Raw genomic sequence first — 24,599 nt, 5'->3', positions numbered from 1 at the left:
GCGTTGACCGACGGGGTGGCGGAGAAGCTCTACGGCAGCACCCCACTCACTTGGTGCGCACGGTGACCCCATTGGCACTGTAGGTGATGGATCCGCCTTGGAAAGGCACCTCCCGGTATCCGTTCCACTTGACTGCCACTCCCAGGGGGTAACCCAAACGGGGTTGCCAGCCAGCAGCACCCCATGCCGACCAATAGGGCTCACCGACCATGTTCGCTCCGGTTGCGGCAGTGTAGTAGCTGGTAGCCCGCTCGAATGGCTGATAGCAACCTCCGCCGTAGAGCCCACATTTCACAGGTCCGGTCGGGTATCCGACGCCTGCCTGCCAGCCAGCCCACTTCCATGAAGTGAAGTAGGCCCCGAAAACGGCATGGGCGCCTGTAGTCGAGGAGAAATAGACGTTGGCCTTTTGGAAGGGCTGGTAGCAACCCCCGCCGTAAAGCCCACAAGCGGTGGGACCAGTAGGATAGCCGAGCCCCTGCTGCCAGCCTGCTTCCTTCCACGCATTCCAGTACGATCCCGTCACGGCGTGCGCACCGGTAGAGGCAGTGAAGTAGATGTTTCCCTTCTGAAACGGCTGATAGCAGCCGCCGCCATACAGGCCACAGGAGGCTGCAGCAGTGGGATATCCGATTCCTTGCTGCCAGCCGGCAGCCTTCCACCCGGACATGTACTTGTTGGCCACGGCAAACGTACCCACACCGGGAGTGGCATAGACGATGCCGCCCTGGAATGTCTGGTGGCAAGTTGAGGAGGCTGGCGACCCGTAGGGGCAGGTGACGTCGCCTGTCGGATAGCCGATTGCGCTTTGCCAGCCGACCGCGCCCCAGGCCTTCCAATAGCTGCCCGTCACAGCATGTGCACCAGTTGCGCTGGTCCAGTAGATATTGCCGGCCGCATATGACCTGTAGCACCCGCCGCCAACCAGGTTGCAGATGTCGGACTGGGAGATTGCCGCCCCCAGGCTCCCTGAGGCTCCGCCCAGGGCCACCCACTTTCGCTCGATGGCGCCGGCGGAAGTCAAACCGTTCCTCGCAAAGGCCTGCAGCTGTGCGTAGCTGCCGTTCCACACATTCGAGTCGCCCGCGAACGGCCCGCTCGGGCTAAATTGCCAGATGCTGTACTGATTCCAGCTGGACGGGACGGGCCCGGCATCGTTGGATGGAGCGGTGGGATAATTGGCGACCCACAAGGGGTAGTCGCCGAAACCAAGGGCATCGCCGGTGCACTGCTTCCACCAGCCTGTGTTCGTGTAGATGACGGGCAGCCGGCCGGTCAACGACCGCATGGTGTTGCCAAAGTCCCGGACCCACGAAGCCAGCTGCTGCGGCGTTTTGTCATAGCAGGTGTTTCCATGGTAGAAGCCGTTGATCGTCATGCCAGCGTAGGGATTGAATTCGAAGTCCAGCACTGGGGGCATGGTGTACCCGTCACCCGTCCAGCCTCCACCGTTTGCTACAAAGAAGCGGGCCTGATCTGCGCCAGAAGAGGCGTTGGGGATAGCGAAGTGATAGGCGCCCCGGATCATGCCCACGTTGCGGGCGCCCAGATACTGCGAAGAGAAGCTGTCGCTGACGTAGTAGTTTCCCTCGGTGGCTTTTACGTACGCAAAGCGCGACCCCATGTTCCATTGCTGTTGCCAGTTCAGGCCTGTTTGATGGCTGCTGACATCTTGGCCCTTGACGCCGAAAGACGGCACCCATGTGGCTTCTGCCGCAGCATCCAATCGCGACTGGACGGCAAGTTTAGTGCCTTGGCCCATCTGCGCACCGTCTGGTCCGACCGCTGCCCGCATCGCAGCCTTCGCTGCTTCGGAATCGAGTTCGGGGCCCCGGGCAGGCTCCACGGGGGCACTTGCTTCGCCTGTGGTGGCAGCCGGCGGTGATTCCATGGCTGAGGCCGGAACCGGCGCCCAAAAACCTGCAAGAACCACGAGGGCGAAAAGGCCAGCGCTGAACGTGCCAGCAGTCCTACGCCGTGCAGTTGTGGTCTGTGTCATATATCCGCTCCGCAGTCCAGGCCCGTGGCCCAAAGGCCAATAGGCGCCGCCGGGAGGTCGCGATTGGGTCGCCCCACGATCAGCCCAGCCCCAAGGGGTAGTCCTTGGCGCGGCCCACCCTACCACTCTTGTTACTATTGGTGCTAATGATGGACTTGGTTCCAATGTGATTTAAGGGGACGCGGCGGAAGCGCTTTTGCTACGGCGTCTCGTTCAGGGATTTCAGCGCTTATAGCTGCAGCTTTAGACTGGACGCCATGAAGGTTTTGGTCACCGGCGGCGCCGGCTACATCGGATCACACACGGCTCTGTGCCTGCTCGAGGACGGACACGACATTGTCGTGCTGGACAACCTCATGAACTCGAACATCGAGGCAGTTCGCCGCGTCGAGGAGCTCAGCGGCAAGAAGGTGGAGTTCCGCGAGGCCGACCTCCTTGACGCTGAGTCTGTCGACCAGGTGTTCGCGGAGGGCGGATTCGACGCCGTCATCCACTTCGCCGGCCTGAAGGCCGTCGGAGAGTCCGTGGCGAAGCCGCTCTGGTACTACAAGAACAACGTTGTGGGTACGCTCAACCTGCTCGAGAGCATGGATAAGGCGGGCGTCCGGCGGCTGGTCTTCAGTTCGTCGGCCACCGTTTACGGTGCCTCGGAGCACGTTCCCCTGATTGAGAAGTCTCCGCTGGACGCGACGAATCCCTACGGCAGGACGAAAGAGCAGATTGAGGACATCCTGTCCGACCTGAGCGACGCCGACGCGCGGTGGAGCATCGCACTGCTGCGCTACTTCAATCCCGTGGGTGCGCACGAATCGGGGCGCATCGGCGAAGACCCGCACGGCATCCCCAACAACCTTCTGCCCTTCGTTGCGCAGGTTGCGGTGGGACGGCGCGAGAAAGTCATGGTGTTCGGCAACGATTACCCCACGCCAGACGGGACGGGGATCCGGGACTACATCCATGTCATGGACCTCGCAGCCGGCCACTTGGCAGCGTTGAACTACCTGCAGACCAAAACCGGTTCGTTCCGCTGGAACCTTGGGACCGGCCGGGGTTCGTCCGTTCTGGAGGTCATCGACGCGTTCGGTGCTGCTGCAGGGCATCCGGTGCCCTTTGAATTCGCGCCCCGGCGGCCGGGGGATGCGGCCGTCAGCTACGCAGATGCCTCCGCAGCATTGGCAGATTTGGGCTGGTCCGCGCACCGTGACTTGGCGCAGATGTGCGCCGACCACTGGCGCTGGCAGAGCGCAAATCCCTACGGCTACGCCGGTGAAGTTCAACCTGCATCGGCGACGTAGACGCCCCGGTGGCCGACTGCCGACATGGGCGGCTAGGTCGGTTATCCACAATAGCGATTTTTCTCTGTATTCGGCGTAAGCAATCCTTTAGCTTTAACCCAGATGTACTGCCTCCGCTGGGGCCGGCAGTCGTTCGGGGGAATTCATGGATGCAGTACGCATTGTCGAGGATGAAGTCCGGGAGCTGATTCGTCGGCGGGGTCTCGATCCGTTGCACCAGACGGCCGAGGTCAGGCGGCTCGTGGAAGCTGCCGTGACCGACTATGATGAGCGCGCCCTCATGGGTCCGCTTCCGCCGCTTGGGCCGCTGGAGTCAGCACGCCGGTTTGTCTTTGACGCGGTGGCCGGGTTCGGTGCCCTCCAACCATTTCTGGATGATCCGGGCATCGAGGAAATTTGGATCAACGCGCCCACTGAAATCTACGTCGCACGGAACGGCGAATCTGAACTCACATCACTGAGCCTGACGGACCAGCAGGTCCGGGACCTCGTGGAGCGGATGCTCAAGAGCTCGGGCCGGCGGCTGGACATCTCATCACCCTTCGTGGACGCAGCACTGCCTGACGGGTCCCGCCTGCACGTGGTCATCCCGGACGTCACCAGACGCCACTGGGCCGTCAACATCCGTAAGTTCGTTGTGAAGGCGACCCGGCTGGACCATCTCGTGGAACTGGGCACACTGACCCCTCAGTCGGGGCGCTTCCTTGGCGCCGCTGTGGCGAGCGGACTCAACATCCTGGTCTCAGGCGCGACGCAGGCGGGGAAGACCACGCTGCTGAACTGCCTCGCAGCCAGCATTGGCAGCCGCGAGCGCGTCATTACGGTCGAGGAGATCTTCGAACTGCAGTTTCCGCTGCGCGATGTGGTCGGGCTGCAATGCCGGCAGCCGAACCTCGAAGGCGAAGGCGAGATACCGCTCCGCAGGCTGGTCAAGGAAGCCCTCCGCATGCGGCCTGACCGCCTGGTGGTGGGCGAAGTCCGCGAAGCAGAGAGCCTCGACATGCTGATCGCCCTCAACAGCGGGCTGCCGGGGATGTGCACCGTCCATGCCAATTCAGCACACGACGCCGTGACCAAGATGTGCACTTTGCCGCTGCTCGCCGGGGACAACATTTCCAGCGCGTTTGTGGTTCCCACTGTGGCCTCGTGCATCGATCTGGTGGTTCACTGCAGCCGCCTTGCAAACGGGCGGAGGCAGGTGACGGAAATCCTCTCCCTGGGCAGGCGGGTCGAGAACGGAATTATCGAGTCCTCAATGATTTTCTCGACGATCGGCGGCCTGCTGGAGCCAACGGCCAACACCATGCCGGCGGAGGAGAAATTCGCCAGAGCCGGTTATGAGGTCGCGGCACTCTTGGATCCGCGCTGATGGCTGCGCTGCTGGGGGTTCTGATAGGAGCCGGGCTGTTCCTCATCTGGTGGTCGGCCTGGGACGAGCCCGCCCGTGCCAGGCGTGAACCGCGGACAAGCCGCCTCCATGACCTGCTGTTGTCTGCTGGCATTGAAAAGGTCAGCGGCGCAGGTCTCATCGGCAGCTGCCTGGGACTTGGCACCTTCGCGACGCTGGCCTTCTTCGCGGTGAGCAGGTCCTTGCCCGTTTCCGTTTGCTTCGGCCTGTTCGGTGCCTGGCTGCCGGTGGCCGTGGTGAAATGGCGGATAAAAAGACGAAGCTCCGTCTTGCGGCGGGTGTGGCCCGACGTCGTGGACCATCTGCGGTCGGCCATCCGGGCCGGGTTATCCCTGCCCGAAGCACTGATACAGCTGGGCGAAAAGGGGCCCGAGGAGCTCCGGCACGTGTTTCGCGACTTCGGCTCGGACTACCGCTCGGGCGGCCAGTTCGACGCGTCGCTGAACAGGCTCAAGGAGCGGCTGGCGGACCCCGTAGCTGACCGCATCATCGAGGCACTTCGGCTAACCCGGGAGGTGGGCGGCTCCGATCTCGGCAAGCTGCTCGGGACCCTCGCCGAGTTCCTGCGCGAAAGTGCACGGACCCGGAGCGAGCTTGAAGCGCGGCAGTCGTGGACAGTCAACGCTGCCCGGCTGGCCGTCGCGGCCCCGTGGATCGTCATGTTGCTGCTGGTCAGCCGTCCGGAGGCTGTGGCTGCATACAACACCCCCATCGGGGCGGCCGTGCTGTTGGGAGGCCTGGTTGTCTCGCTGGTGTGCTACTCGGTCATGCTGAAGATAGGAGCCCTCCCAGAGGAAGAGAGGGTGCTGCGATGACCGCCGTTCCAGCGGCTGCGATCGTCTGCGGCGCATTCCTGGGTGCCGGTCTGTGGCTCCTCCTTGTCAGGCTCCCATTCATGCGGTCAATCAGTTTCGTGGAACGGATCGAACCGCAGCTCAGATCCCAAAACCTCGAATCCAGGCTCCTGCGGGCGGAGGAACACGTCCTCACTCCGTTTGGTCCCCTAGAACACATACTCCGCCCGCTGATCAGGGAAGCCACAGCCAAACTGGCCAGATTCAATCTTGGCTCCGCAGCCCTCAGCCGCAGGCTTGCGCAAGCACGCATCGACAAGTCGCCGCTGGACTTCCGGGCCCAGCAGCTGTTCTGGGGGCTCTGCACATTCATTGCAGCTGTCAGCGTGATTGTGCTGGCAGCGCTCGCCGGGAGATTCAGCCCCGTCCTGGCCGTGGCAATCTCCGTCGGTAGCGCGATCGGCGGATTCCTCTTCAGGGATTACTGGCTGGGGGTGCAGATCAAACGGCGGGAGGAACGGATGCTGGCAGAATTCCCCAGTCTGGCGGAAATGATTGCGCTCGCGGTGGGCGCCGGGGAGAGCGCCACCGGTGCCCTCGACCGCGTGTGCAGGACCGCCCGGGGCGAGCTCTCCAAGGAATTTAGCCGGGTCTTGGCCGAAACCCGTGCGGGCAAGCCCCTGGTGGAAGCGCTTCAGGAGTTTTCTGCACGCACGGATCTGGGGCCGCTCATCCGCTTTGTTGACGGCATCATCGTGGCGGTGGAACGCGGGACGCCACTGGCCGAAGTCCTTAGGGCCCAGGCCCAGGACGTCCGCGACACGGCCAAGCGTGAGCTGATGGAGTCCGCCGGCAAGAAGGAGATCGCGATGATGGTGCCGCTTGTCTTCGGGGTGCTGCCCCTGACCGTGGTGTTTGCCGTGTTCCCCGGAATAGCGGCACTCAGCCTGAATTTTTGACGCCGCCTGCTCCGGCAACCGCCGGCTGTGGCTACATCCAACAAACAAACAAACAACTCCGAGAAAAGGGAAGCACATGACATTCATGGCCAGGCACGGACTTGCACTTGTCGCCGCAGTGGCGGCGCTGATCAGCCACTCCTTGACTGCGGTCCCGCGCCCCCGGAAGACAGCGGCCTTCGCGGACCATGCTGAACGCGGGGATGTGCCGGGCTGGGTCATGATCACCCTGATGTCGGCGGTCCTTGTTGCCGCGCTGCTGGCCGTGGCCGGCCCGGCCCTGGAAGCCATGTTCAACCAGGCGATGGACACGGTCGGAAAGTAGCCCATGAACGGAACCGGTGCGGCCACTTCCGGACGTGAAAGCGGTGCTGCTGTTGTCGACTTTGTGCTCGTGGGCGCCCTGCTGACCATGTTTTTTGTCTCCATCATTCAGCTCGCGCTCATCCTGCACGTCCGCAACACACTCATCGACGCTGCGGCGTCCGGCGCCCGGCACGGAACCTTGGCCGACCGCAGCGCGGACGACGCCCGGCACCGTACCGGCGAGCTCATCGGCACGGCGCTCAATGCCGACTTTGCCCGCGACATTGAAACACGTGAAGTCGTCTTCCAAGGGCTGCGGACACTGGAGGTGACCGTTAGGGCCCCACTGCCGGTCATCGGTCTGATCGGTCCGCGCGGAGGGCTGGAGGTCACCGGCCATGCCGCGATCACCGGCTGACCGCAGGCGGGGGGACTCCACCAAGCACGTTGCGGACAGGTTCCGGGAGGCTCTGTGCCTCGGGCCTTGCGGTACTCCGGGCCCCCGTGGCAGCCTCTGCGCCCAGGGCACCCTTGCCCCCGGGAACGCAGGGGGCGACGAGGGGCAGCGGGGGAGTGCAGTCGTGGAGTTCACGTTCCTTGGACTGCTCCTCATGGTCCCCGTGGTCTACTTCATCATCACGGTTGGCCAAATTCAGGGTGGCTCGTTCGCCGTGGTGGGCGCAGCGGACCAGGCGGCCAAGGTCTTCGTGGCCCAGCCCGATGCACCGTCGGGCCGGGCGGCGGCAGAGCAGGCCACCCTGGTGGCCCTTGCTGACTACGGCCATACCGCCGGGAACGCCAACGTCGAGATCCACTGTGACTCCGGCGGCGACTGCACCGCGGCGGGCTCGGCGGTCACCGTCACCGTCCGGCTCACCGTGCCGCTGCCTTTCGTCCCCTTCGGGGAGGCACTGCGCCTCGACGCCGGCCAGCTCAGCGCTTCGGCTACCCAGGTTGTGGGCAGGTTCCGTTGACGCCCCCTGCAGCCAGCCCCACCTTCGCCGCGCCACCGCGAACCAGTCGCGATGAGGACGGGCAAATGACACTCCTCATCATCGGGTTCGTCATGCTGGCCCTGCTGGTCAGCACCGTGGTCATGGCCGCGTCCAGCCTTTACATCGAGCACAAGAAACTCCTGTCGCTCGCGGACGGCGCCTCTGTGGCCGCCGCCGACTCCTACACACTTGGCCAGGTCGAAACGGCCACCGGCACCCCGTCGGCACTGCTGAACGGTGACAGAGTCCGGACAGTCGCCGCCGACTATCTCAGCCGCAACGGCGCCTTCGGGCGCGTTGACGGACTGGCCGTCGCAGCCGGAACAGGGACGCCGGACGGTTCCACCTCCGTCGTGGTCCTCAGCGCCACCGTGCACCCGCCCGGTGGTCAACTTCCTCATCCCGGATGGCATAACCATTGCCGCCACGTCCACCGCACGTTCGCGGCTGACCCGGTAGCCCAAGCCGCCGGTCCCAACGTCCGGCCGCTCAGGGCGGATAGCGTACGCTTAAACAACCATGGCTCAAATTGATTTTGCTGCAGAAATCCGCGCGCTGCGCGGCACCTATACCTCCATCGAAAAGGTCACCGATGTCGAGGCGCTCAAGGAAGAGATCGCAGAACTAAGCGAGCGGGCCGGCGAGCCCGACCTGTGGGATGACCCCGCGGCCGCCCAGGTTATTACCTCGCGGCTGTCGCACCGCCAATCGGAGCTGCAGCGGCTGAACACGCTGGTTTCCCGCATCGACGACCTTGAGGTGCTGGTGGAACTCGGCCAGGACGAGGACGACGCCGACTCCATGGGGGAGGCTGAGACGGAGCTTGAGTCTATCCGCAAGTCGCTGAAGGACCTCGAGGTCGTCACCCTGCTCTCCGGCGAGTACGACGAGCGCGAGGCCGTGGTCACTATCCGCTCCGGTGCCGGCGGCGTCGATGCCGCGGACTTCGCTGAGATGCTGCTGCGCATGTATCTCCGGTGGGCAGAGCGCCATGGCTACCCCACCACCGTAATGGACACCTCCTACGCGGAGGAGGCGGGCCTCAAGTCCGCCACCTTCGAGGTCAACGCGCCGTACGCGTTTGGCACGCTGAGCGTCGAGGCGGGAACACACCGGCTGGTCAGGATCAGCCCGTTCGACAACCAGGGGCGCCGGCAGACCTCCTTCGCTGCCGTGGAAGTCATTCCCCTCATCGAACAGACAGACTCCATTGACATCCCGGACAACGAAATCCGCGTGGACGTCTTCCGCTCGTCCGGCCCCGGCGGCCAGTCGGTTAACACCACCGACTCCGCCGTCCGCCTGACCCACATCCCCACGGGCACGGTGGTGTCCATGCAGAACGAGAAGTCGCAGCTGCAGAACCGCGCCGCCGCGATGAGGGTGCTCCAGTCGAGGCTCCTGCTGCTCAAGAAGGAGCAGGAGGACGCGGAGAAGAAGGCCTTCGCCGGGGACGTCAAGGCTTCCTGGGGCGACCAGATGCGCTCCTACGTGCTGAACCCGTACCAGATGGTCAAGGACCTCCGCACCGAACACGAGGTGGGAAACACCTCCGCCGTGCTGGACGGGGCCATTGACGACTTCATCGAAGCCGGGATCCGCTGGCGCACGGACAACCGCAACGCCGAACGCTAGACGCACCCGCCCGGGCAAGGGACCAAATCCCGCGACACGCCCCTCCGACTCCCGCCTGAGCATGGCAGTGCGTGCGTATAGTCGAGAGGCCGGAGCCCTACTTCCCCCTAGCGAAAGCCCCCGCACCGGTTGCAGACCCTGCCCATAAAGCCGTGTCCTGCAGGGTCTTAGGGTCATGATCCGTTTCGAAAATGTCACCAAGGTCTACGACCAGAAGGCCAGGCCCGCCCTGGATTCTGTCAGCCTTGAAATTGACCGTGGTGAATTCGCCTTCCTCGTCGGCGCGTCGGGATCCGGCAAGTCCACGTTCCTGCGCCTGGTCCTCAAGGAAGACCGCGCCACCTCCGGCATGGTCTACGTCGCCGGGCAGAACGTCGCCAACATCTCTAGCTGGCGCGTGCCCCGCCTGCGCCGCGGCATCGGCGTGGTGTTCCAGGACTTCCGCCTGTTGCCGCAGAAGAACGTCTTCGCCAACGTCGCCTTTGCCATGCAGGTCATCGGCAAGAGCCGCAGCGTCATCCGCGACACCGTCCCCGAGGTGCTCAAGACCGTGGGTCTGGAGGGCAAAGAGAAACGCATGCCCCACGAGCTCTCCGGCGGTGAGCAGCAGCGCGTGGCCATTGCCCGCGCCGTTGTCAACCGCCCCGGCATCCTGCTGGCCGACGAGCCCACCGGCAACCTGGACCCCACCACGTCCATGGGAATCATGGGCGTCCTGGACAAAATCAACCAGAACGGCACCACCGTGGTCATGGCCACCCACGACGACGACATCGTGAATGAGATGCGCAAGCGCGTCGTGGAGCTCAAGAACGGCAAAGTAATCCGCGACGAAGCCCGGGCCCTCTACACGTCGATGCTGCCTGTGGTCGGTCAGTCCCGAAGGCTCAAGGATGCCAGCGGACGCGATGAGGCCGCGGACTCCGGCCGCCAGGCTGCCGGCGAACAGGCAGCGCGCGAGCAGGCAGGGGAGGGCCGGCTGTGAGGCTCCAGTTCATCCTCGGTGAGATCGGCGGCGGCCTGCGGCGCAACCTGTCGATGGTCGTCTCCGTCATCCTGGTGACCTTCGTGTCCCTGACCTTCGTGGGCGCCGCCGGGATGCTCCAGCTCCAGATCAACCAGATGAAGGGCTACTGGTACGACAAGGTCCAGGTGGCCATCTTCCTGTGCGGCGAAGGGTCGACGGCGGCCGGCTGCGCCTCGGGACCGGTGACGGCCGAACAGCAGGACAACCTGCGGACGCTGCTGGAATCGCCAGCGGTGGCCCAGTACGTCAACGACTTCCAGTTCGAATCCACGGACGACGCCTACAAGCACTTCAAGGAGCAGTTCTCGAACTCTCCGATCGTGGATTCGGTCACGCCGGACCAGCTTCCCGCCTCCTTCCGGATCAACATGAAGGACCCGGAAAAGTACCAGATCATCAGCGAGACGTTCTCCTCACAGCCGGGCGTTGAAACTGTGATCGACCAGCGGCAGGTCCTGGAGCGGCTCTTCTCCGTGATGAACGCGGCGTCGCTCGTGGCAGTGATTATCGCCGGTGTGATGACGGTGTGCGCCATCCTGCTCATCGCCACCACAATCCGGCTCTCGGCGTTCAGCCGGCGGCGGGAGACCGGCATCATGCGCCTCGTGGGAGCGTCAAAGATAGTGATCCAGCTGCCCTTCATCCTGGAGGGCGTGATTGCCGCGGTGATCGGCGCCGCCCTCGCGTCTGGAACACTGTGGGCCGTGGCCCACTTCTTCCTGGGCGAATACCTGTCCAAGCAGTATCCGGATACGGCGTTCATCTCGCCGGCGCAGACACTGCTCCTTGCCCCGGCGCTCGTCGGGCTGGGTGTTGTTCTGGCGGGCACTTCATCTCTGCTCACACTCCGCCGATACTTGAGGGTGTAGGCCATGCTCATCGAAGGAATGCCCATGACCAGTTCCGGCAGGCCGGCGCGAAGAAGCCCAGGCGGGCGCCAGCGCAGAGTTCTCAGTGCCGCCGTGGCACTGGTGCTGGCCGCTAGCCTGGGGGCGTCGGCTCCCGCCGCCTTCGCAGACGACCTTGAAGACCAGCAGGCCGCCCTCAAGGCCGAAGCCGCCCGGGTCCAGCAGTCGCTCGAATTCGTCGACGCAAAAATTTCCAAAGCTGTCGGCGACCTGGTGATCTACCGGGGACAGCTTCCGGCCGCGCAGCAGGCGCTGCTCGAGGCCCAGGGCCGGGTGGCGAGTGCCGTCAAGGAAGTCGAGGCCCTCGCTGCCAGGGTGGATCTGGCCCAGCAGAACAAGGCAAAAATCACCCAGCAGCTGGATGCGGACAAGCAGAAGATCGCCAGCACGAAGAAGCTGATCGGCCAGATCGCGACCCAGGCGTACAAGTCCGGCGGCGTGCCGTCAGACCTCACCCTGTTTTTCGGTTCCAACAACACGGGCAGCCTCACTGACACGATGGACATGGCCGACCAGGCATTGCGCAGCCAGAACTCCGCAATGGATAAGCTCACGCAGCAGAACGCCACCAACGTCAACTCCCAGGCACGCCTGCAGGCAGTCGAAGCTGAGATCAAGGACCTCAAGGCCAAGGCCGACGCGGCGCTTGCCAAAGAGAAGGCCGCCCGCGACGAGGCCGCCGCCAAGAAGGCCAAGGTGGACAAGCTCATCGCCGACACCACCCGCCTCAATAATGAACTCGAGGCCGCCAAGCCGGGAATCCAGAAGAAATTGGCAGCCGTCAAGGCGCGCCAGGACGCCGTCGCGGCCGAAATCGTCGAGCGTGACCGCAAGCTGCGGGAGGCGTGGCTGGCTGAGCAGAGGCGGATCGCTGCTGCTGCCGCCGCCGCGGCTAAGGCAAAGGGTGAGGAACCGAAGCCCTTCGTCCCGGTGACCGGCCCGCCGTCGGCCTTTGGCCTCCGCCACCCGTTCCCCGGCAGCGTACCCATCACTTCCGGTTTTGGATGGCGGGCGACGCCGCCCGGAACCATCGATTTCTACGGCGCCGGCGGCTACATGCACACGGGCATTGACTTCGGTGCCGCTTGCGGCACCCCGGTGTACGCGGCGGCAGCCGGCGAAGTTTTCTCAGCTGGCTGGGCGGACGACGGCGGCGGAAACAACGTCAAGATCTCGCACGGCGTGGTCCAGGGCAATTCGCTGACTACGATCTACTACCACAACACCAGCGTGGTGGTTTCGCCCGGACAGCAGGTTAGCCAGGGCCAGCTCATCGCATACTCGGGCACCACAGGAAACTCCACCGGCTGCCACTCACACTTTGAGACCTGGCTGAACGGCGAGGCTGTTGACCCGATGCGCCTGCTCTGACCAGGGGGCAGCCGCAGCCTGACGGCGCGGGCCCGCCGGTGCACCTGCCGTAGAATAGTAAGACTTTGTTCCGGTGCCGCCGGGACAGCCAGTACCGAGAACTGAGGAGTTGAACCGTGCCCAAAGAAAGTGGCCGAAAAGTCGTGGCCACCAACCGGAAGGCCCGGCACGACTACCACGTCATGGACACCTACGAGGCCGGCATCGCTCTCATGGGGACGGAGGTGAAGTCCCTCCGCGAAGGCCATGCTTCCATGGTTGACGGGTTCTGCACGTTCTATAACGACGAGCTCTGGATGGAGGGCATCCACATCCCTGAGTACAACCAGGGAAGCTGGACCAACCATGCAGCGCGCCGGCGGCGGAAACTCCTGCTGCACCGCGAGGAACTCATCAAGATCTCGCACAAGATCCGCGAATCCGGCTTCACCATTGTGCCCCTGCAGCTGTACTTCGTGGACGGCCGCGCCAAGGTGGAAATCGGCATCGCGCGGGGTAAGAAGGATTACGACAAGCGCCAGACTTTGCGCGAGCAGCAGGACAAGCGCGAGGCCCTCCGCGTCATGCGGGAACGCAATCGGCGCTGAGGCGGCACGACGACACGCGGTGAACAACCAGGAATGAATGGCTGCCCTGATGCGTTATGATTGGTAGTCCGGCAGGGATCTGGTCCAGAACCTGCGCCCAGCCGGTTTGGTAACAAAATACGGGGATGATCGGTTTCGACGATGTTAGTCGCGACAGGTGAAGCGGGCCGAGGATGCAGAATTATCTCGTAAACGCTGTCTGCAAACCAATAAGTGCCAATTCTAAGCGCACTGACTTCGCTCTTGCTGCCTAAGCAGTAAGACAGTCCGTCAGCCCGAGGCTGCTATCGCCCCGGATCCTGGCGTCATTTAGATAGCCACTGCTGCTTACCTTCGTCACCGGGGTAAGCGGGACTCTTAGATGACTGGGCCCGGATCAGCCAGCTGTTTGCAGCATGGCTGGGGCCGAGAAAATCCGACGCAAACTGCGCCCGGAGAAGCCCTGACAACACGACATCGGACGGGGGTTCAATTCCCCCCATCTCCACTAAATCCCGTTACCTAACGGGGAATGCCCGGACCTCGGTCCGGGCATTCCTTGTTTAAGCCCGTTGCCGCCGTTCACCCACGGCGTAGCCGGTACGGGACTACCCGCCCTGCCGGTGGGGTTGTGACAGGTATCACGAATCCAGCGATTCGATACCAACGGCAGGGAGGCATGCCATGTCCACGGCGGCTGCGAACGAACCGGGTCCCGCCGACGACGGCGCGGCCCTCGACTCCTATTCGGAGACGGTCATCAGGGTGGCCAGGACCGTCACGCCCCATGTGGCCGCCATCGAGATGACGGGGAGCCGCCGCAACGGACGGTTCCGGGTCGGCGCCGGATCCGCCGTCCTGTTCACCGAGGACGGCTACCTGCTGACCAACGCCCACGTGGTGGCCGGCACCCAGAAGGGCCGCGCCGTCTTCGCTGACGGCTCCGGCACGGACCTTGAGGTGGTGGGCGCGGATCCGTTGTCCGATCTTGCAGTGGTCCGGGGCCGCGCCCCGCGCGTCGCTCCTGCGGAGTTCGGGGACGCCGAGTCACTGCAAGTGGGACAGTTGGTGATTGCCGTCGGAAACCCGCTGGGGCTCTCGGGCTCGGTGACGGCAGGTGTGGTCAGCGGACTGGGACGCGCCATCCCTGTCTGGGCCGGACGCAACCGCAGGGTCATAGAGGATGTCATACAGACCGATGCCGCCCTGAATGCCGGCAGTTCCGGTGGGGCACTGGCCGACTCACGAAGCCGGATCGTAGGAATCAACACTGCGGTGGCCGGTGCCGGGCTTGGGCTGGCTGTTCCTGTCAACAGCACGTCGCGCCGGATCATTTCCGCGCTTCTGTCGGACGGCCGGGTCCGGCGCGCCTATCTCGGCGTGGTCAGCACCCCGATCCGCCTGGGCGCCAGCGAAGTGGTCCGCACCGGCCAGCGGGAGGGGCTGCGCGTCGTGGAGGTGCTCTCCGGTTCCCCGGCGGAGCAGGCAGGTCTAAAGACCGGCGATGTGCTGCTGCGGGTAGGCTCCCGCGCCGTCAGCAATGCCGAGAGCCTGCAGAAACTCCTCTTCGCCGAGGCGATCGGCGTCCCGATGAACATAGCCGTCCTTCGCGACGGACACCTAACTGACGTCGCGGCCGTCCCCGGCGAGATGGCGGACTGGGGATAGACGGACTGGGGAAAGACAAACGGGCCGGACACACAAAAGGGGTGGCCAGGAAATCCTGGCCACCCCGTTCGGTGTTATCTGGCAATCAGCGTTTTTTCAGATGCGCCACAGGGTCCGGGGCTCCCTCGATAGGGGCTTTGGCCTTCTTGTCCGCGCGTTTCTGCTTGATGGTCTTGCCCGCTTTTTTCTGATGCTGCTGGTGCGGCGACTTGTCCGGCATGGCGTGCTCCCTCGTCCGAGGGGCAGGAGGTGCCCCTCCCTACGTAAATTACGCCTGTTTCAGCCCAGATGTAACTGCCCAAGTCCGGCAGGCACCTGCGCAAATCACCCTGTCCGCCCAAAAAGCTTGTCCGCCCACAAAACCCGTCAACCCGTGACGTCCGCGATTCCCACAAACCTGGTGCCAACGCCGTCGAACTCGCCCCGTACGAATCCGGGCGCCGCCGGGGGAACCTCGGAGGGGCGGTGATGCTCGCACACGACGTACGTGAACTCCGGCCACCACTTCTTTGGCCGGGCAGCTTCCTCGTAACCGCAGACCGCGCAGACGAGGTGCACCCACACCGGCCGTTTCCCTGTCCGGTTGGCGCGGGACTGGACCAACCATGCAGGGGGATTGTCCAGCAGTTCGCCGAGCTGTGCTTCGGTCAGAAGCCTGGGAATGCCGTGGCGCTGCGCCATTTCCAGTGGTACATCCAGGGCAATTGCCGCATCACGTCTGCTGATCATCCAGTCCACGATACGGTAAGTCATGAGCGATGCCAGTCAGACCACCGCCCCCACGCGCCTGCAGCGACAGGTGTTGGCTGTCGCTATCGTGGCGTCGTTCATGGCAATCCTGGACAGCTTCGTCGTCAGCCTGGCGCTGCCCGCCATCGGCAGGGAACTCGGCGGCGGCCTCCGCATCCAGCAGTGGGTGGTGGACGCCTACCTCCTGACGCTCGGGGCGCTCATTCTCGCGGCCGGCTCGCTCTCGGACCATTTCGGACGGGTCCGGGTACTGCAGTGGGGGCTGGGCGGGTTTGCCCTCACCTCGGTCCTCTGCGGAGCCGCGTGGACCGGTGAAATGCTGGTGATAAGCCGGGGGCTGCAGGGAGTGGCCGGAGCACTCCTGGTGCCCAGTTCGCTCGCGTTGATCGTCAGCCACTTCGACAGCGGCGCCCAAGGGGCGGCCATCGGCAAGTGGTCGGCGTGGACCAGTGCTGCCGCCATCGTGGCCCCCTTGATCGGCGGCGTGTCTGTGGACCTGCTCTCGTGGCGAATCATCTTCTTCGTCAACATACTGCCCGCGGCGGCCATCTGGCCCGTGCTGGCCAGGCTGCGGAAGGTCGACGCCGCCCCCGGCTCTGCTGGCAGCATCGACATTGCAGGGGCGCTCCTGGCCGTCATCGCACTTGGCGGACCGGTCTATGCGCTGATCGAACAGGGAACCGTGGGGTGGGGCAGCCCGCAGGTCTGGCTGCCGCTGGCCGCCGGCCTCGTGGCCACGGCGCTTTTCCTCATCCATGAATCGCGCACAGCCGCGCCGCTCCTGCCCCTGGGCATGTTTACGGTCCGGAACTTCGGCTGGGGCAACATCGCCACCGCCGCGATCTACGGCGGCTTTTCCCTCGGGTTCTTTGCACTCGGTATCTACATCCAGCAGGTCGGCGGCATGAAGGCGACCACCGCCGGCCTGGCGCTGCTGCCCTCAACGGTGATCCTGATGCTGTTGGCATCGTTCTTCGGGGGCCTGGCCGGCAAGTACGGGCCGCGGTGGTTCATGACCGCCGGGCCGGTGCTGTGTGCGGCCGGATTCCTGCTGACGCTGTCCGTTGGCGGCTCCCTGAATTACTGGACCCAGGTCCTGCCCGGGCAGGTGGTCTTCGGCCTAGGCCTTTCCATGACTGTGGCACCCCTGACGGCGGCCATCCTGGGATCCGTGCCTGAGAAGCAGGCCGGGGTGGGCTCAGCCGTGAACAATGCGGTTTCGAGGATCGCAGGGCTGGTCTGCATCGCGTTTGCGGGCTTCATCGTCGGTCCCGAGCTGACGACGCCGGGCCTGCACCGCGCGCTGCTGGCCACCGCCGTGCTGCTGTTGCTGGGTGCGGCCTGCTCCGCCGTCGGAATCCGCAACCCGGTGCCGGCTAGCCGCCGCTGACCGCGATTCCCGCCGCGGCAGCAGCCAGCCCCAGCAGCAGATTGGCGAGGATGTTGGCGGCGGCGGCGAGGTAGCGCCGTTCACTAGCCAGCCGCACCGTGGCAGTGGTCCAGGAACTGAAAGTGGTCAGGCCGCCGGCGAACCCGGTGGCCAGGGCAGAGTGCCATTCGGGGCCGAATACCGCGGTGACGCCCACGGACAGCCCGATTACGAACGAGCCGGCTACGTTGACCAGCAGGGTAGCCCAGGGCCAGTGCCGCCGCGGCGACGGGAAGCCGGCCAGCCAGGCATCCACGGCGAACCGGAGAAGGGCTCCGGCGATGCCGAAAAGACCCACGAGGAGCGCCGTCACTGTCCAGCACCACGAGGAGCGCCGCGGAAAGCACGGGCAGCGCCGACCATCTTGCCGGTCCGCCAGCCGGCGGCGGCCGCCGCCAGGCCCAACAGGACGGACAGTCCCACGTAGAGAAGTCCCAACACCGGGAGTCCGGTGCGGGTCAGCTGGTCCGTGGAAAATACCACGGCGGAGAAGGTGGTGAACGAGCCCAGCACGCCCGGCCCGATTGCCGCACGGAGCCAGAACGCGGTCTGCGGCCGCGCGATCCAGATGGTGGTGAGGGATGCCAGCGCGAAGCTGCCAACGCTGTTGATGCCCAGCGTGGGCCAGGGCAGGTCTCCGGGCTGGTCCGGGAACAGCAGGCCCAGCACGTACCGGAGTTCCGTGCCCAGCAGACCGCCGGCGGCTACGGCCGTCCAGACCCGCCAGCCGTAGCCGGAGGCCGTCTTGGCGGCGGCGCCGGTGCTGCCGGCCAGGGGAGCCCGCACCAGTGCCTACAGGCCGGCCATGCGGCAGCCGGGATGCGCGGAGTCGCTGTGGATCCACAGCGCGGAGGCCACTTCGTCGGCGAGGTCGACGTCGCGGCTGGTCCCGGGGGAGCCGATGCGGACCACGAGCGCACCGCCGAAGGGCTTGCGGCCGCGCACCTCAACGTCGGCGTCGAGGCTGATCTTTTCAGCGGCGAGGTAGCGCAGCAGCTCCGGGTTCTCGTCGCTGATCCGGGTGATCCTGCCGGTGTGGCCGTCGTCGAGCTCGATCATCCGATGGGCCGACGGCATCCGGACGGTACCGTCAGCCGAGGGGATGGGATCACCGTGCGGGTCCCGTGACGGGTTGCCCAGCCGGGCTGCCAGCCTCTCAATGAACGTGTCCGAGACCGCATGTTCCAGCTGTTCGGCCTCGTCGTGGACTTCGTCCCAGCTGTATCCGAGGTCCTTGACCAGGTACGTCTCAATGAGCCGGTGCCGCCGGACCATGGAGAGGGCAAGCCGGACTCCCTGGGGAGTGAGCGTGATGGCGCTGTACGGCTTGTGGAGGACCAGGCCCTGGTCCTTGAGCTTGCGCACCATCTCGGAGACCGAGGAATTGGCCACGCCGAGGCGCTGCGCCAGCTGGGTGGAGGTGATGGGCTTGTCCTGCCATTCCGTGAAGGAATAGATGACCTTAACGTAGTCCTCGATTGAGGAGGAGGGCGTACTGGTCTTCACAGCTTCAAGCCTACCTGCTGCCACCACGGCGTTCCGCCCTGGCAGCCCGCCAGGTCTGGGTGAGGTAGGGGAGCTGCAGCAGTTCACCCTCGGCATGCCCCAGGTGCTCGTGCAGGTACCAGGTGAGGTTGCCGGTCACCTTGGCGCGGGTGGCGTCGTTGGCCGCGAGGTAGTAGCTGCGGGACTTGGCCAGTTCGAGGATGTCGTCCGGGGTGACGGGATCCTCCCACCGGGTCAGGTGGCTTTCCAGGGAGGTGAATTCCGGGCCGATTTTGGGGCGGAAGTCGGGTTTGTGGACGTCCCCGGCGTGCATGATGCGGGACAGCCGGTGCACCCAGGGCACTGATGTGTCCAGCTGGTTCCAGATCAGGCCCAGCACCCCGTGGGGCTTGAGGATCCGGGAAATCTCGGTGCTGGCCCGCAGCGGATCGCACCAGTGCCATGCCTGGGCAACGCTGACGACGTCGAACGCCGCCTCGGGCAGTCCGGTTGCCTCCGCGGTCCCTTCCAGAGCTTGAACCCCGGGGTAGGCGCCGCTGAGCTGCTCCAGCATGTCCACGGAAGGATCCACCCCGCTGACGCTCAGCCCGCGTTCCACGAGCAGTGCGGTGAATTTACCGGTTCCGGCGCCGATGTCGGCGGCGGTAAGGGTCCCCGGGGGGATGAGCCAGTCCGCGGAATCACCAGGGTAGCCGGGACGAACGCGGTGGTAGTGCTCGCCTCCGTCCTGGAAGCTCTGCCCAAGCTCCTGCCGCCGCCCGTGATGAAGTTTGGGACCGCCCCGTGCCACGCACAGTCTCCTTAGCCCGACGTCGAAAATTACCTTTCGAATTTACCGCACGGGGACCGCTGCCGTGGCAGGCGGGGGTGGCGTCTTAGTCCCGGGTGGCGATTAGTCCTGCGCGCAGGGTGCGGCGCCCGCAGTGCCGGGGGTGTTGGGTGCCCACTCCGGGTAGGTGCGGGTGTCGTTCGCCGGGACCCAGCGTCCGGCGTCCACCACGTAGTCCCAGCCGAGGCCGGAGCGGTGGAGTTCCTCGAGGCCGGCGAGCAGCCGCTGGGCGTCCTCGAGCCGTGATCCCACGCCGAAGCTGGCGCGCAAGGATCCGGACGGCAGGCCGAGGCGCTTCAGCAGCGGGTGGGCGCAGAAACGGCCGTCGCGCAGGCCCACGCCGTGTTCGGCCGACAGGTAGGCGGCCACCAGGCCGGCGTCGTAACCCTCGACCGAGAAGTTGACCACACCGATGGCGTCGTCCGGGTTACTGTCCGCGAAGATCTGGTGGACGGTGATGCCGTCGATCTTGCCCAGCCCCTCGACGAGGAAGGACCGGATGGCGGCCTCATGGGCGTGCCAGCCCTGCGGATCAAGGGCTGCGATGACCTGGGTTGCCCGGGCCAGGGTGGCTGCGCCGAGCACGTTCGGTGAGCCGCCCTCGTGGCGGGCGGGGCCGGTGGCCCAGCTGACGCCGTCGAGCCTGGCCTCGCTGACGGCTCCGCCGCCGGCGAGGTGGGGGGTGCCGGCGTCGAGCCAGTCAGGGCGGCCGATTAGGACGCCGGCGCCGAAGGGGGCGTAAAGCTTGTGGCCGGAGAAGGCGAGGTAGTCGACGTCGTCCGCGGCGATGTTGACGCGGCGGTGCGGCGCGAGCTGCGCGGCGTCCACCACGATCCGGGCGCCGAATTCATGGGCCAGCGCAGCGAGGCGCCGGATCGGAAGGATTTCGCCGGTGACGTTGGAGGCGCCGGTCACCGCAAGGAGGCTGACATCGCCTTGCTCCAGTTCGGCACGCAGGCTGCTGATGGTGGCCTCGAGCGTTTCCGAGGCCACCACGCTGCGGTGCGGCACTCCCTGCCAAGGCAGCAGGTTGGCGTGGTGCTCGATGTCCAGGTACAGCACTTCACCGGTGTGGTGGTGGTCCTCCACCGGCAGGCAGCCGGCCAGGAGGTTGAGGGAGTCGGTGGTGTTCCGGGTGAAGATGACGGCGTCATCGACGCGGCCGCCCACGAACTCCCGCACGATGTTCCGCGAGTTCTCGTACACGGAGGTGCTGATCTGCGAGGCGTAGCCGGCGCCGCGGTGCACGCTCGCGTAGTACGGCAGGATCTCGTTGAGGTACGCAGAAACCACCGACAGCGCAGGCGCGGAGGCGCCGTAATCGAGGTTGGCGTAGCGGACGTGGCCGCCCTGGATCAGTGGAGCCTGGATTTCTGCGCCGGTGACGGCAGCCAAGGGACGGCCCGCGGCGGCAAATCGGCCGTCCAGCACGCCTGAGTCGGTGGTGGAAGAAATGGTTGCAGTCGTCATGGGACCTCACTGAGAAAGGACCCCGTGTGACGGGGATCCGCGCTTGCCGGGTCCGTTCCGGATCGGCCTGGTCGTCACCCGGGGCACCCCACCGCGAATGGAGGGTTGCCGGCCAGCTAACCGGGGTTTAGCGCTGGCACTCGTGACCTGTTACGAGACTAGGACATCCGGACGGGCGATGAAAAAGCCGGTTCGGAATGTTAAGCGGATTATTACGCAGCCCTGCTATCGGACTTCAGGCCGAAGAAACGACGGCGAACGCCCGCAAAAGGGGGCGTCCGCCGTCGTAATATTCAGCGCAAAGGGCACCGGGCAAGGTGGGAGCAAAACTAGAGCAAATCGTCCAGCTGCGGGTTCAGGCGCTTCAGGACTTCCGAGTGCAGGATCGAATTGGTCGCCAGCGCATTGCCGCCGAACGGGCCGTCGGTGCCTTCCAGGGAGGTGAAACGGCCGCCTGCCTCCGTCACGATCGGCACCAGCGCCGCCATGTCGTACAGGTTCAGTTCGGGTTCGCAGGCGATGTCCACGGCTCCTTCGGCCACCATGCAGTAGGACCAGAAATCGCCAAAGGCCCGGGTGCGCCAAACTTCCTCGGTGAGCTGGAGGAACTCATCGAGGTTTCCGCGGTCTTTCCAGCCACCGAGGCTGGAGTAGGACAGCGAGGCGTCGGCGAGGCTGGACACGTTGGATACCTTGAGCCGCGTGGCGGCGGCCAGGGAACGGCCCGAGTAGGCACCGGCGCCCTTGGCCGCCCACCAGCGCTTGCCCAGCGCAGGGGCGCTGACCACGCCGACCACGGGTTCGCCTTCATCGACGAGGGCGATTAGCGTGGCCCACACCGGCACCCCGCGGACAAAGTTCTTGGTGCCGTCGATGGGGTCGATGATCCAGCGGCGGGAGCCGTGGCCGGAACTTCCGAACTCCTCACCGAGCACGGCGTCACGGGGACGGGAACGGGACAGCTGGCCGCGGATGGACTCCTCGGCGGCCTTGTCCGCATCGGTGACCGGCGTCAGATCTGGCTTCGTCTCGATCTTGAGGTCCAGCGCCTTGAACCGGCTCATGGTCTGGTCGTCCACGGAATCGGCCAGCACATGGGCCAGACGCAGGTCATCGTTGTACGTTGAAGCAGGTTGGGTCATGGTTCCAAACTACCCTCAAAGGTCCGGCTGGGCGGGGAGGCAGCCGCCGGGCTGCGCCCGGGAAGGCTAACCGACGCTGCCGAGTTCCTTGGTTTCCTGGGCCTCCATGCGGGGGTCGGTGCCGAGCAGGCGGCGCAGGGACGCGAGTCTTGCTACTCCGGTGGGGCCGGCGTGCCCGGCCGCGACCCATGCATCCACACCGCAGTTGACGGCGCTGGCGTCGTGCTTGCAGCCGCGTTCGCAGGCCTCGGTGCCCGGCTCGAGGTCGGGGAAGGAGCGCAGGATGCGGTCCGGGTCGACGTGGGCCAGCCCGAACGAGCGGATGCCCGGCGTGTCGATGATCCAGCTCCCCGCCGGGGCGTCAGCGAGCTTGAGGGCAAGGGCCGACGACGACGTGTGCCGTCCGCGGCCCGTCACGGCGTTGACGCCGCCGGTGGCACGCTCGGCACCCGTCAGCGCGTTGACCATAGTGGATTTTCCGACGCCGGAATGGCCCAGCATCACGGTTACTTTGCCGTCCAGGTGGGCGCGGAGCTCGGAGACGGCGGCAACGTCGAGCCGGGCTGAGAGGCCGTCGTCGGACCGGGCATCGATGCCGGAGGCCTCGGAATCGGCGGTGCGGCTGATGATGACCGGAAAGTCGAGGTGGCGGTAGTTGTCCAGGAACTCTGTGGGATCCTTGACGTCCGCCTTGGTGACCAGCAGCAGTGGCTCGATCCCGGCGTCGTAGGCGGCCACCAGCGCCCGGTCGATGAACCCGGTACGGGGTTCCGGGTTGGCGGCGGCTACAACCACCACCAGCTGGTCCGCGTTGGCGACGACGGCCCGCTCCACCGGGTCGGTGTCATCGGCGCTGCGGCGCAGCAGGGTCTTGCGGTCCAGTATTTTCACGAGCCGGGCAAGGGTGTCCGGCTCGCCGGAGACGTCACCCACAAGGGACACGAAGTCTCCTGCCACCACGGGGGAGCGGCGCAGCTCCCGGGCGCGGGCGGCGATGACTGTCCGCTCGTTGCCGGAATCCTCGCCTACGACAGCTGTGTAACGCCCCCGGTCGACGGTAATGATCCGTCCGGTCACGGCGTCCTCGTGGCTGGGGCGGTCCTTCGTCCGGGGCCGGGAACCTTTCTTGTTCGGCCGGATCCGGACGTCGGATTCATCCCAGGAATCAGTGCTGCGTGCCACCGGGGGTCCCTGCGGTGTTGGTCACTGCGCCGACCTGCTGTCCGAGCATGTCCGCCCACAGCTTGGGGAAGTCCGGCATGGTCTTGGACGTCGTGGCGATGTCCTGCACTTCCACACCCCTGACGGCCAGCCCGAGGATGGCTCCGGCAGTGGCCATCCGGTGGTCGGCGTAACTGTGCACGACGCCGGCGTGCAGGGCCGCGGGCCGGATAATGAGTCCGTCGGCGGTTTCCTCGGCATCGCCGCCGAGGCGGTTGATCTCGGTGACGAGCGCGGCGAGCCGGTCCGTCTCGTGTCCGCGGAGGTGGGCGATGCCGCTCAGTCGGGAGGGGCCGGAGGCCAGTGCGCACAGTGCGGCGACGGTGGGCGCGAGTTCGCTGGTTTCGGCGAAGTCCGCGCCCTTGATGTCACTGCCGCCGGTCACCGTCAGGGTGCCGTCCTGCAGGGTCACAGCAGCCCCCATGTCGGTGAGGATGCTGCGCCACATGTCGCCGACCTGCGTGGTGTGCTCCGGCCAGTCCGGAATCCGCACCGTGCCGGCCGTCGCCAGGGCCGCGGCCAGGAACGGACCGGCGTTGGACAGGTCCTGTTCGATGCGCTGGTCGAAGGCGCGGATGGGGCCGGGGCTGACGACCCAGTGGTTGGGCGTGGAGTCATCCACCACCACGCCCGCGCCGCGCAGCACGGCAATGGTCATGTTGATGTGGTCCAAGCTCGGTACGGTGCTGCCGGAGTGCTCGAGATGCAGGCCGTCCGCGAAGCGTGCCCCCACCAGCAGCAGGGCGGAGACGAACTGGGAGGAGGCGCTGGCGTCAATGACGAGGTGCCCGCCGCGGACCTGCCCGGTGCCTTCAACGCGGAACGGCAGCGAAGCGGGCAGTCCGCCGTCGTCGCCGCTGACGGTTACGCCCAGGCCTGCAAGCGCGTCGATGATGGTTCCCATCGGACGCGCCCGGGCGTGGGGATCGCCGTCGAAAACGGTGGCGCCGCTGCGGAGTGCCGCCAGCGGAGGAACAAACCTCATGACGGTTCCGGCCAGGCCGCAGTCGATGGCCACGTCGGCACCGCCGGAGTTGGCCGGAATCGGCGTCACCTCCAGGTCCGGGCCGAAGGCGCCGTCGCCCTGCACTTCCCGGATGTCCGCGCCCAGCTGGCGCAAGGCTTCGATCATCAGCGCTGAGTCTCGCGAGTGCAGCGGCGCCCGGAGCCGGGACGGCCCGTCAGCGAGCGCGGCGAGCACCAGGTACCTGTTGGTCAGCGACTTTGAGCCCGGCACGCGGACCGTGGCGTCAACCGGCTGCTCCGCAAACGGCGCGGGCCAGTGCGGAGCAGCGCCGGAGGTCTCAGCGGACGCGCCCAT

General features: G+C 65.7%; 26 protein-coding genes, 1 other RNA gene and 1 riboswitch. Of the genes, 16 read left to right on the top strand and 11 right to left on the bottom strand.

The genetic code is table 11. The annotated features are described in order from the left end of the window. Positions 1-46: 46 nt before the first annotated feature. The gene (locus QFZ33_RS17565; protein WP_307029521.1) at positions 47-1,762 is read right to left on the bottom strand and encodes a GH25 family lysozyme; all 1,716 of its coding nucleotides are present in this window, start codon (positions 1,760-1,762) and stop codon (positions 47-49) included. 494 nt (positions 1,763-2,256) lie between these two features. Between QFZ33_RS17565 and galE the strand changes: the two genes are divergently transcribed. The 15 genes from galE (at position 2,257) to QFZ33_RS17490 (ending at position 14,931) form a co-directional block, all read left to right on the top strand. Continuing rightward, entirely contained in the window at positions 2,257-3,294 is a 1,038-nt protein-coding gene (gene galE, locus QFZ33_RS17560; RefSeq protein WP_307029519.1) for a UDP-glucose 4-epimerase GalE, read from the top strand. A gap of 145 nt (positions 3,295-3,439) precedes the next feature. Beyond that, positions 3,440-4,663 (top strand): CpaF family protein, encoded by a 1,224-nt coding sequence (locus tag QFZ33_RS17555; RefSeq protein WP_190601994.1) that lies wholly within the window; start codon positions 3,440-3,442, stop codon positions 4,661-4,663. After that, positions 4,663-5,517 carry a type II secretion system F family protein gene (locus QFZ33_RS17550; RefSeq protein ID WP_307029517.1) on the top strand — a complete coding sequence of 285 codons (855 nt, stop codon included), beginning with the start codon at positions 4,663-4,665 and terminating at the stop codon, positions 5,515-5,517. The genes QFZ33_RS17555 and QFZ33_RS17550 overlap by 1 nt, the downstream gene beginning before the upstream one ends. Next, positions 5,514-6,455, top strand: a complete 942-nt coding sequence (locus QFZ33_RS17545) for a type II secretion system F family protein (RefSeq protein WP_307029515.1) — start codon at positions 5,514-5,516, stop codon at positions 6,453-6,455. Before QFZ33_RS17550 ends, QFZ33_RS17545 begins: the two co-directional genes overlap by 4 nt. Positions 6,456-6,531: 76 nt before the next feature. Continuing rightward, positions 6,532-6,780: a hypothetical protein gene (locus tag QFZ33_RS17540; protein ID WP_307029513.1), complete on the top strand. Its 249-nt coding sequence runs from the start codon at positions 6,532-6,534 to the stop codon at positions 6,778-6,780. Positions 6,781-6,783: 3 nt separating this feature from the next. Then, positions 6,784-7,179, top strand: coding sequence for a TadE family protein (locus QFZ33_RS17535; RefSeq protein ID WP_307029511.1), 396 nt, complete (start codon positions 6,784-6,786; stop codon positions 7,177-7,179). A gap of 163 nt (positions 7,180-7,342) precedes the next feature. Then, positions 7,343-7,735, top strand: a complete 393-nt coding sequence (locus tag QFZ33_RS17530) for a hypothetical protein (protein ID WP_307029509.1) — start codon at positions 7,343-7,345, stop codon at positions 7,733-7,735. Between the two features lie 65 nt (positions 7,736-7,800). Continuing rightward, positions 7,801-8,289, top strand: coding sequence for a pilus assembly protein TadG-related protein (locus tag QFZ33_RS17525; protein ID WP_307029507.1), 489 nt, complete (start codon positions 7,801-7,803; stop codon positions 8,287-8,289). Next, positions 8,276-9,391, top strand: a complete 1,116-nt coding sequence (gene prfB / locus QFZ33_RS17520; protein ID WP_214853452.1) for a peptide chain release factor 2 — start codon at positions 8,276-8,278, stop codon at positions 9,389-9,391. Before QFZ33_RS17525 ends, prfB begins: the two co-directional genes overlap by 14 nt. Positions 9,392-9,566: 175 nt before the next feature. Beyond that, positions 9,567-10,376: a cell division ATP-binding protein FtsE gene (gene ftsE / locus QFZ33_RS17515; RefSeq protein WP_214853451.1), complete on the top strand. Its 810-nt coding sequence runs from the start codon at positions 9,567-9,569 to the stop codon at positions 10,374-10,376. Continuing rightward, positions 10,373-11,287: a permease-like cell division protein FtsX gene (gene ftsX / locus QFZ33_RS17510; RefSeq protein WP_214853448.1), complete on the top strand. Its 915-nt coding sequence runs from the start codon at positions 10,373-10,375 to the stop codon at positions 11,285-11,287. Before ftsE ends, ftsX begins: the two co-directional genes overlap by 4 nt. A gap of 24 nt (positions 11,288-11,311) precedes the next feature. Beyond that, positions 11,312-12,697: a M23 family metallopeptidase gene (locus tag QFZ33_RS17505; RefSeq protein WP_307029503.1), complete on the top strand. Its 1,386-nt coding sequence runs from the start codon at positions 11,312-11,314 to the stop codon at positions 12,695-12,697. Positions 12,698-12,813: 116 nt separating this feature from the next. Further along, positions 12,814-13,284: an SsrA-binding protein SmpB gene (gene smpB, locus QFZ33_RS17500; protein WP_003804881.1), complete on the top strand. Its 471-nt coding sequence runs from the start codon at positions 12,814-12,816 to the stop codon at positions 13,282-13,284. A gap of 121 nt (positions 13,285-13,405) precedes the next feature. Beyond that, positions 13,406-13,774, top strand: a transfer-messenger RNA (tmRNA) gene (gene ssrA / locus QFZ33_RS17495). A gap of 173 nt (positions 13,775-13,947) precedes the next feature. Then, positions 13,948-14,931 (top strand): S1C family serine protease, encoded by a 984-nt coding sequence (locus tag QFZ33_RS17490; RefSeq protein WP_307029501.1) that lies wholly within the window; start codon positions 13,948-13,950, stop codon positions 14,929-14,931. Between the two features lie 85 nt (positions 14,932-15,016). Here QFZ33_RS17490 and QFZ33_RS17485 read toward each other — a convergent pair whose 3' ends face one another. Together QFZ33_RS17485 and QFZ33_RS17480 are read right to left on the bottom strand one after the other, a co-directional pair. Further along, positions 15,017-15,151 carry a hypothetical protein gene (locus tag QFZ33_RS17485; protein ID WP_285289604.1) on the bottom strand — a complete coding sequence of 45 codons (135 nt, stop codon included), beginning with the start codon at positions 15,149-15,151 and terminating at the stop codon, positions 15,017-15,019. Positions 15,152-15,297: 146 nt separating this feature from the next. Next, positions 15,298-15,660: a hypothetical protein gene (locus tag QFZ33_RS17480; protein ID WP_307031884.1), complete on the bottom strand. Its 363-nt coding sequence runs from the start codon at positions 15,658-15,660 to the stop codon at positions 15,298-15,300. A gap of 22 nt (positions 15,661-15,682) precedes the next feature. Between QFZ33_RS17480 and QFZ33_RS17475 the strand changes: the two genes are divergently transcribed. Continuing rightward, a complete protein-coding gene (locus QFZ33_RS17475) occupies positions 15,683-17,071 on the top strand; it encodes an MFS transporter (RefSeq protein ID WP_307029499.1) in 1,389 nt (462 codons plus the stop codon). Here the strand turns inward: QFZ33_RS17475 and QFZ33_RS17470 are convergent. From QFZ33_RS17470 to aroA, 8 genes are all read right to left on the bottom strand, one after another. Then, the gene (locus tag QFZ33_RS17470; RefSeq protein ID WP_307029497.1) at positions 17,058-17,423 is read right to left on the bottom strand and encodes a fluoride efflux transporter FluC; all 366 of its coding nucleotides are present in this window, start codon (positions 17,421-17,423) and stop codon (positions 17,058-17,060) included. The two genes, QFZ33_RS17475 and QFZ33_RS17470, sit on opposite strands and share 14 nt — an antisense overlap. Next, on the bottom strand, positions 17,420-17,896 hold the full coding sequence (locus tag QFZ33_RS17465) for a fluoride efflux transporter FluC (RefSeq protein ID WP_307029495.1): 477 nt from the start codon (positions 17,894-17,896) through the stop codon (positions 17,420-17,422). Before QFZ33_RS17465 ends, QFZ33_RS17470 begins: the two co-directional genes overlap by 4 nt. A gap of 6 nt (positions 17,897-17,902) precedes the next feature. Then, positions 17,903-18,616: a metal-dependent transcriptional regulator gene (locus QFZ33_RS17460; protein ID WP_307029493.1), complete on the bottom strand. Its 714-nt coding sequence runs from the start codon at positions 18,614-18,616 to the stop codon at positions 17,903-17,905. A gap of 10 nt (positions 18,617-18,626) precedes the next feature. Then, complete coding sequence (locus QFZ33_RS17455; RefSeq protein WP_307029491.1) at positions 18,627-19,406, bottom strand: class I SAM-dependent methyltransferase; 780 nt, start codon at positions 19,404-19,406, stop codon at positions 18,627-18,629. A 102-nt stretch (positions 19,407-19,508) separates the two neighbouring features. Next, on the bottom strand, positions 19,509-20,915 hold the full coding sequence (locus tag QFZ33_RS17450) for an aminotransferase class V-fold PLP-dependent enzyme (protein WP_307029489.1): 1,407 nt from the start codon (positions 20,913-20,915) through the stop codon (positions 19,509-19,511). Positions 20,916-20,949: 34 nt separating this feature from the next. Continuing rightward, positions 20,950-21,063, bottom strand: a riboswitch (SAM riboswitch). A gap of 181 nt (positions 21,064-21,244) precedes the next feature. Then, positions 21,245-22,057, bottom strand: coding sequence for a histidinol-phosphatase (gene hisN / locus QFZ33_RS17445; protein ID WP_102972027.1), 813 nt, complete (start codon positions 22,055-22,057; stop codon positions 21,245-21,247). 66 nt (positions 22,058-22,123) lie between these two features. Continuing rightward, positions 22,124-23,239 carry a ribosome small subunit-dependent GTPase A gene (gene rsgA / locus QFZ33_RS17440; RefSeq protein ID WP_307029486.1) on the bottom strand — a complete coding sequence of 372 codons (1,116 nt, stop codon included), beginning with the start codon at positions 23,237-23,239 and terminating at the stop codon, positions 22,124-22,126. Next, positions 23,223-24,599, bottom strand: coding sequence for a 3-phosphoshikimate 1-carboxyvinyltransferase (aroA, locus tag QFZ33_RS17435; RefSeq protein WP_373427359.1), 1,377 nt, complete (start codon positions 24,597-24,599; stop codon positions 23,223-23,225). Before aroA ends, rsgA begins: the two co-directional genes overlap by 17 nt.

This window comes from Arthrobacter globiformis, assembly GCF_030815865.1.
Lineage (GTDB): Bacteria > Actinomycetota > Actinomycetes > Actinomycetales > Micrococcaceae > Arthrobacter > Arthrobacter globiformis_B.
This window is presented reverse-complemented; position numbering and strand designations above follow the sequence as displayed.

Coding starts and splice junctions, on each gene's coding strand:
- QFZ33_RS17555 (WP_190601994.1), top strand. CDS start 3,440: ATGGATGCAGTACGCATTGTCGAGGATGAAGTCCGGGAGCTGATTCGT.
- QFZ33_RS17485 (WP_285289604.1), bottom strand. CDS start 15,151: ATGCCGGACAAGTCGCCGCACCAGCAGCATCAGAAAAAAGCGGGCAAG.
- hisN (WP_102972027.1), bottom strand. CDS start 22,057: ATGACCCAACCTGCTTCAACGTACAACGATGACCTGCGTCTGGCCCAT.
- QFZ33_RS17525 (WP_307029507.1), top strand. CDS start 7,801: ATGACACTCCTCATCATCGGGTTCGTCATGCTGGCCCTGCTGGTCAGC.
- QFZ33_RS17505 (WP_307029503.1), top strand. CDS start 11,312: ATGACCAGTTCCGGCAGGCCGGCGCGAAGAAGCCCAGGCGGGCGCCAG.
- QFZ33_RS17565 (WP_307029521.1), bottom strand. CDS start 1,762: ATGGGCCAAGGCACTAAACTTGCCGTCCAGTCGCGATTGGATGCTGCG.
- ftsE (WP_214853451.1), top strand. CDS start 9,567: ATGATCCGTTTCGAAAATGTCACCAAGGTCTACGACCAGAAGGCCAGG.
- galE (WP_307029519.1), top strand. CDS start 2,257: ATGAAGGTTTTGGTCACCGGCGGCGCCGGCTACATCGGATCACACACG.
- QFZ33_RS17450 (WP_307029489.1), bottom strand. CDS start 20,915: ATGACGACTGCAACCATTTCTTCCACCACCGACTCAGGCGTGCTGGAC.
- QFZ33_RS17540 (WP_307029513.1), top strand. CDS start 6,532: ATGACATTCATGGCCAGGCACGGACTTGCACTTGTCGCCGCAGTGGCG.
- QFZ33_RS17550 (WP_307029517.1), top strand. CDS start 4,663: ATGGCTGCGCTGCTGGGGGTTCTGATAGGAGCCGGGCTGTTCCTCATC.
- prfB (WP_214853452.1), top strand. CDS start 8,276: ATGGCTCAAATTGATTTTGCTGCAGAAATCCGCGCGCTGCGCGGCACC.
- QFZ33_RS17535 (WP_307029511.1), top strand. CDS start 6,784: ATGAACGGAACCGGTGCGGCCACTTCCGGACGTGAAAGCGGTGCTGCT.
- QFZ33_RS17475 (WP_307029499.1), top strand. CDS start 15,683: ATGAGCGATGCCAGTCAGACCACCGCCCCCACGCGCCTGCAGCGACAG.
- QFZ33_RS17480 (WP_307031884.1), bottom strand. CDS start 15,660: ATGATCAGCAGACGTGATGCGGCAATTGCCCTGGATGTACCACTGGAA.
- aroA (WP_373427359.1), bottom strand. CDS start 24,599: ATGGGCGCGTCCGCTGAGACCTCCGGCGCTGCTCCGCACTGGCCCGCG.
- QFZ33_RS17545 (WP_307029515.1), top strand. CDS start 5,514: ATGACCGCCGTTCCAGCGGCTGCGATCGTCTGCGGCGCATTCCTGGGT.
- QFZ33_RS17490 (WP_307029501.1), top strand. CDS start 13,948: ATGTCCACGGCGGCTGCGAACGAACCGGGTCCCGCCGACGACGGCGCG.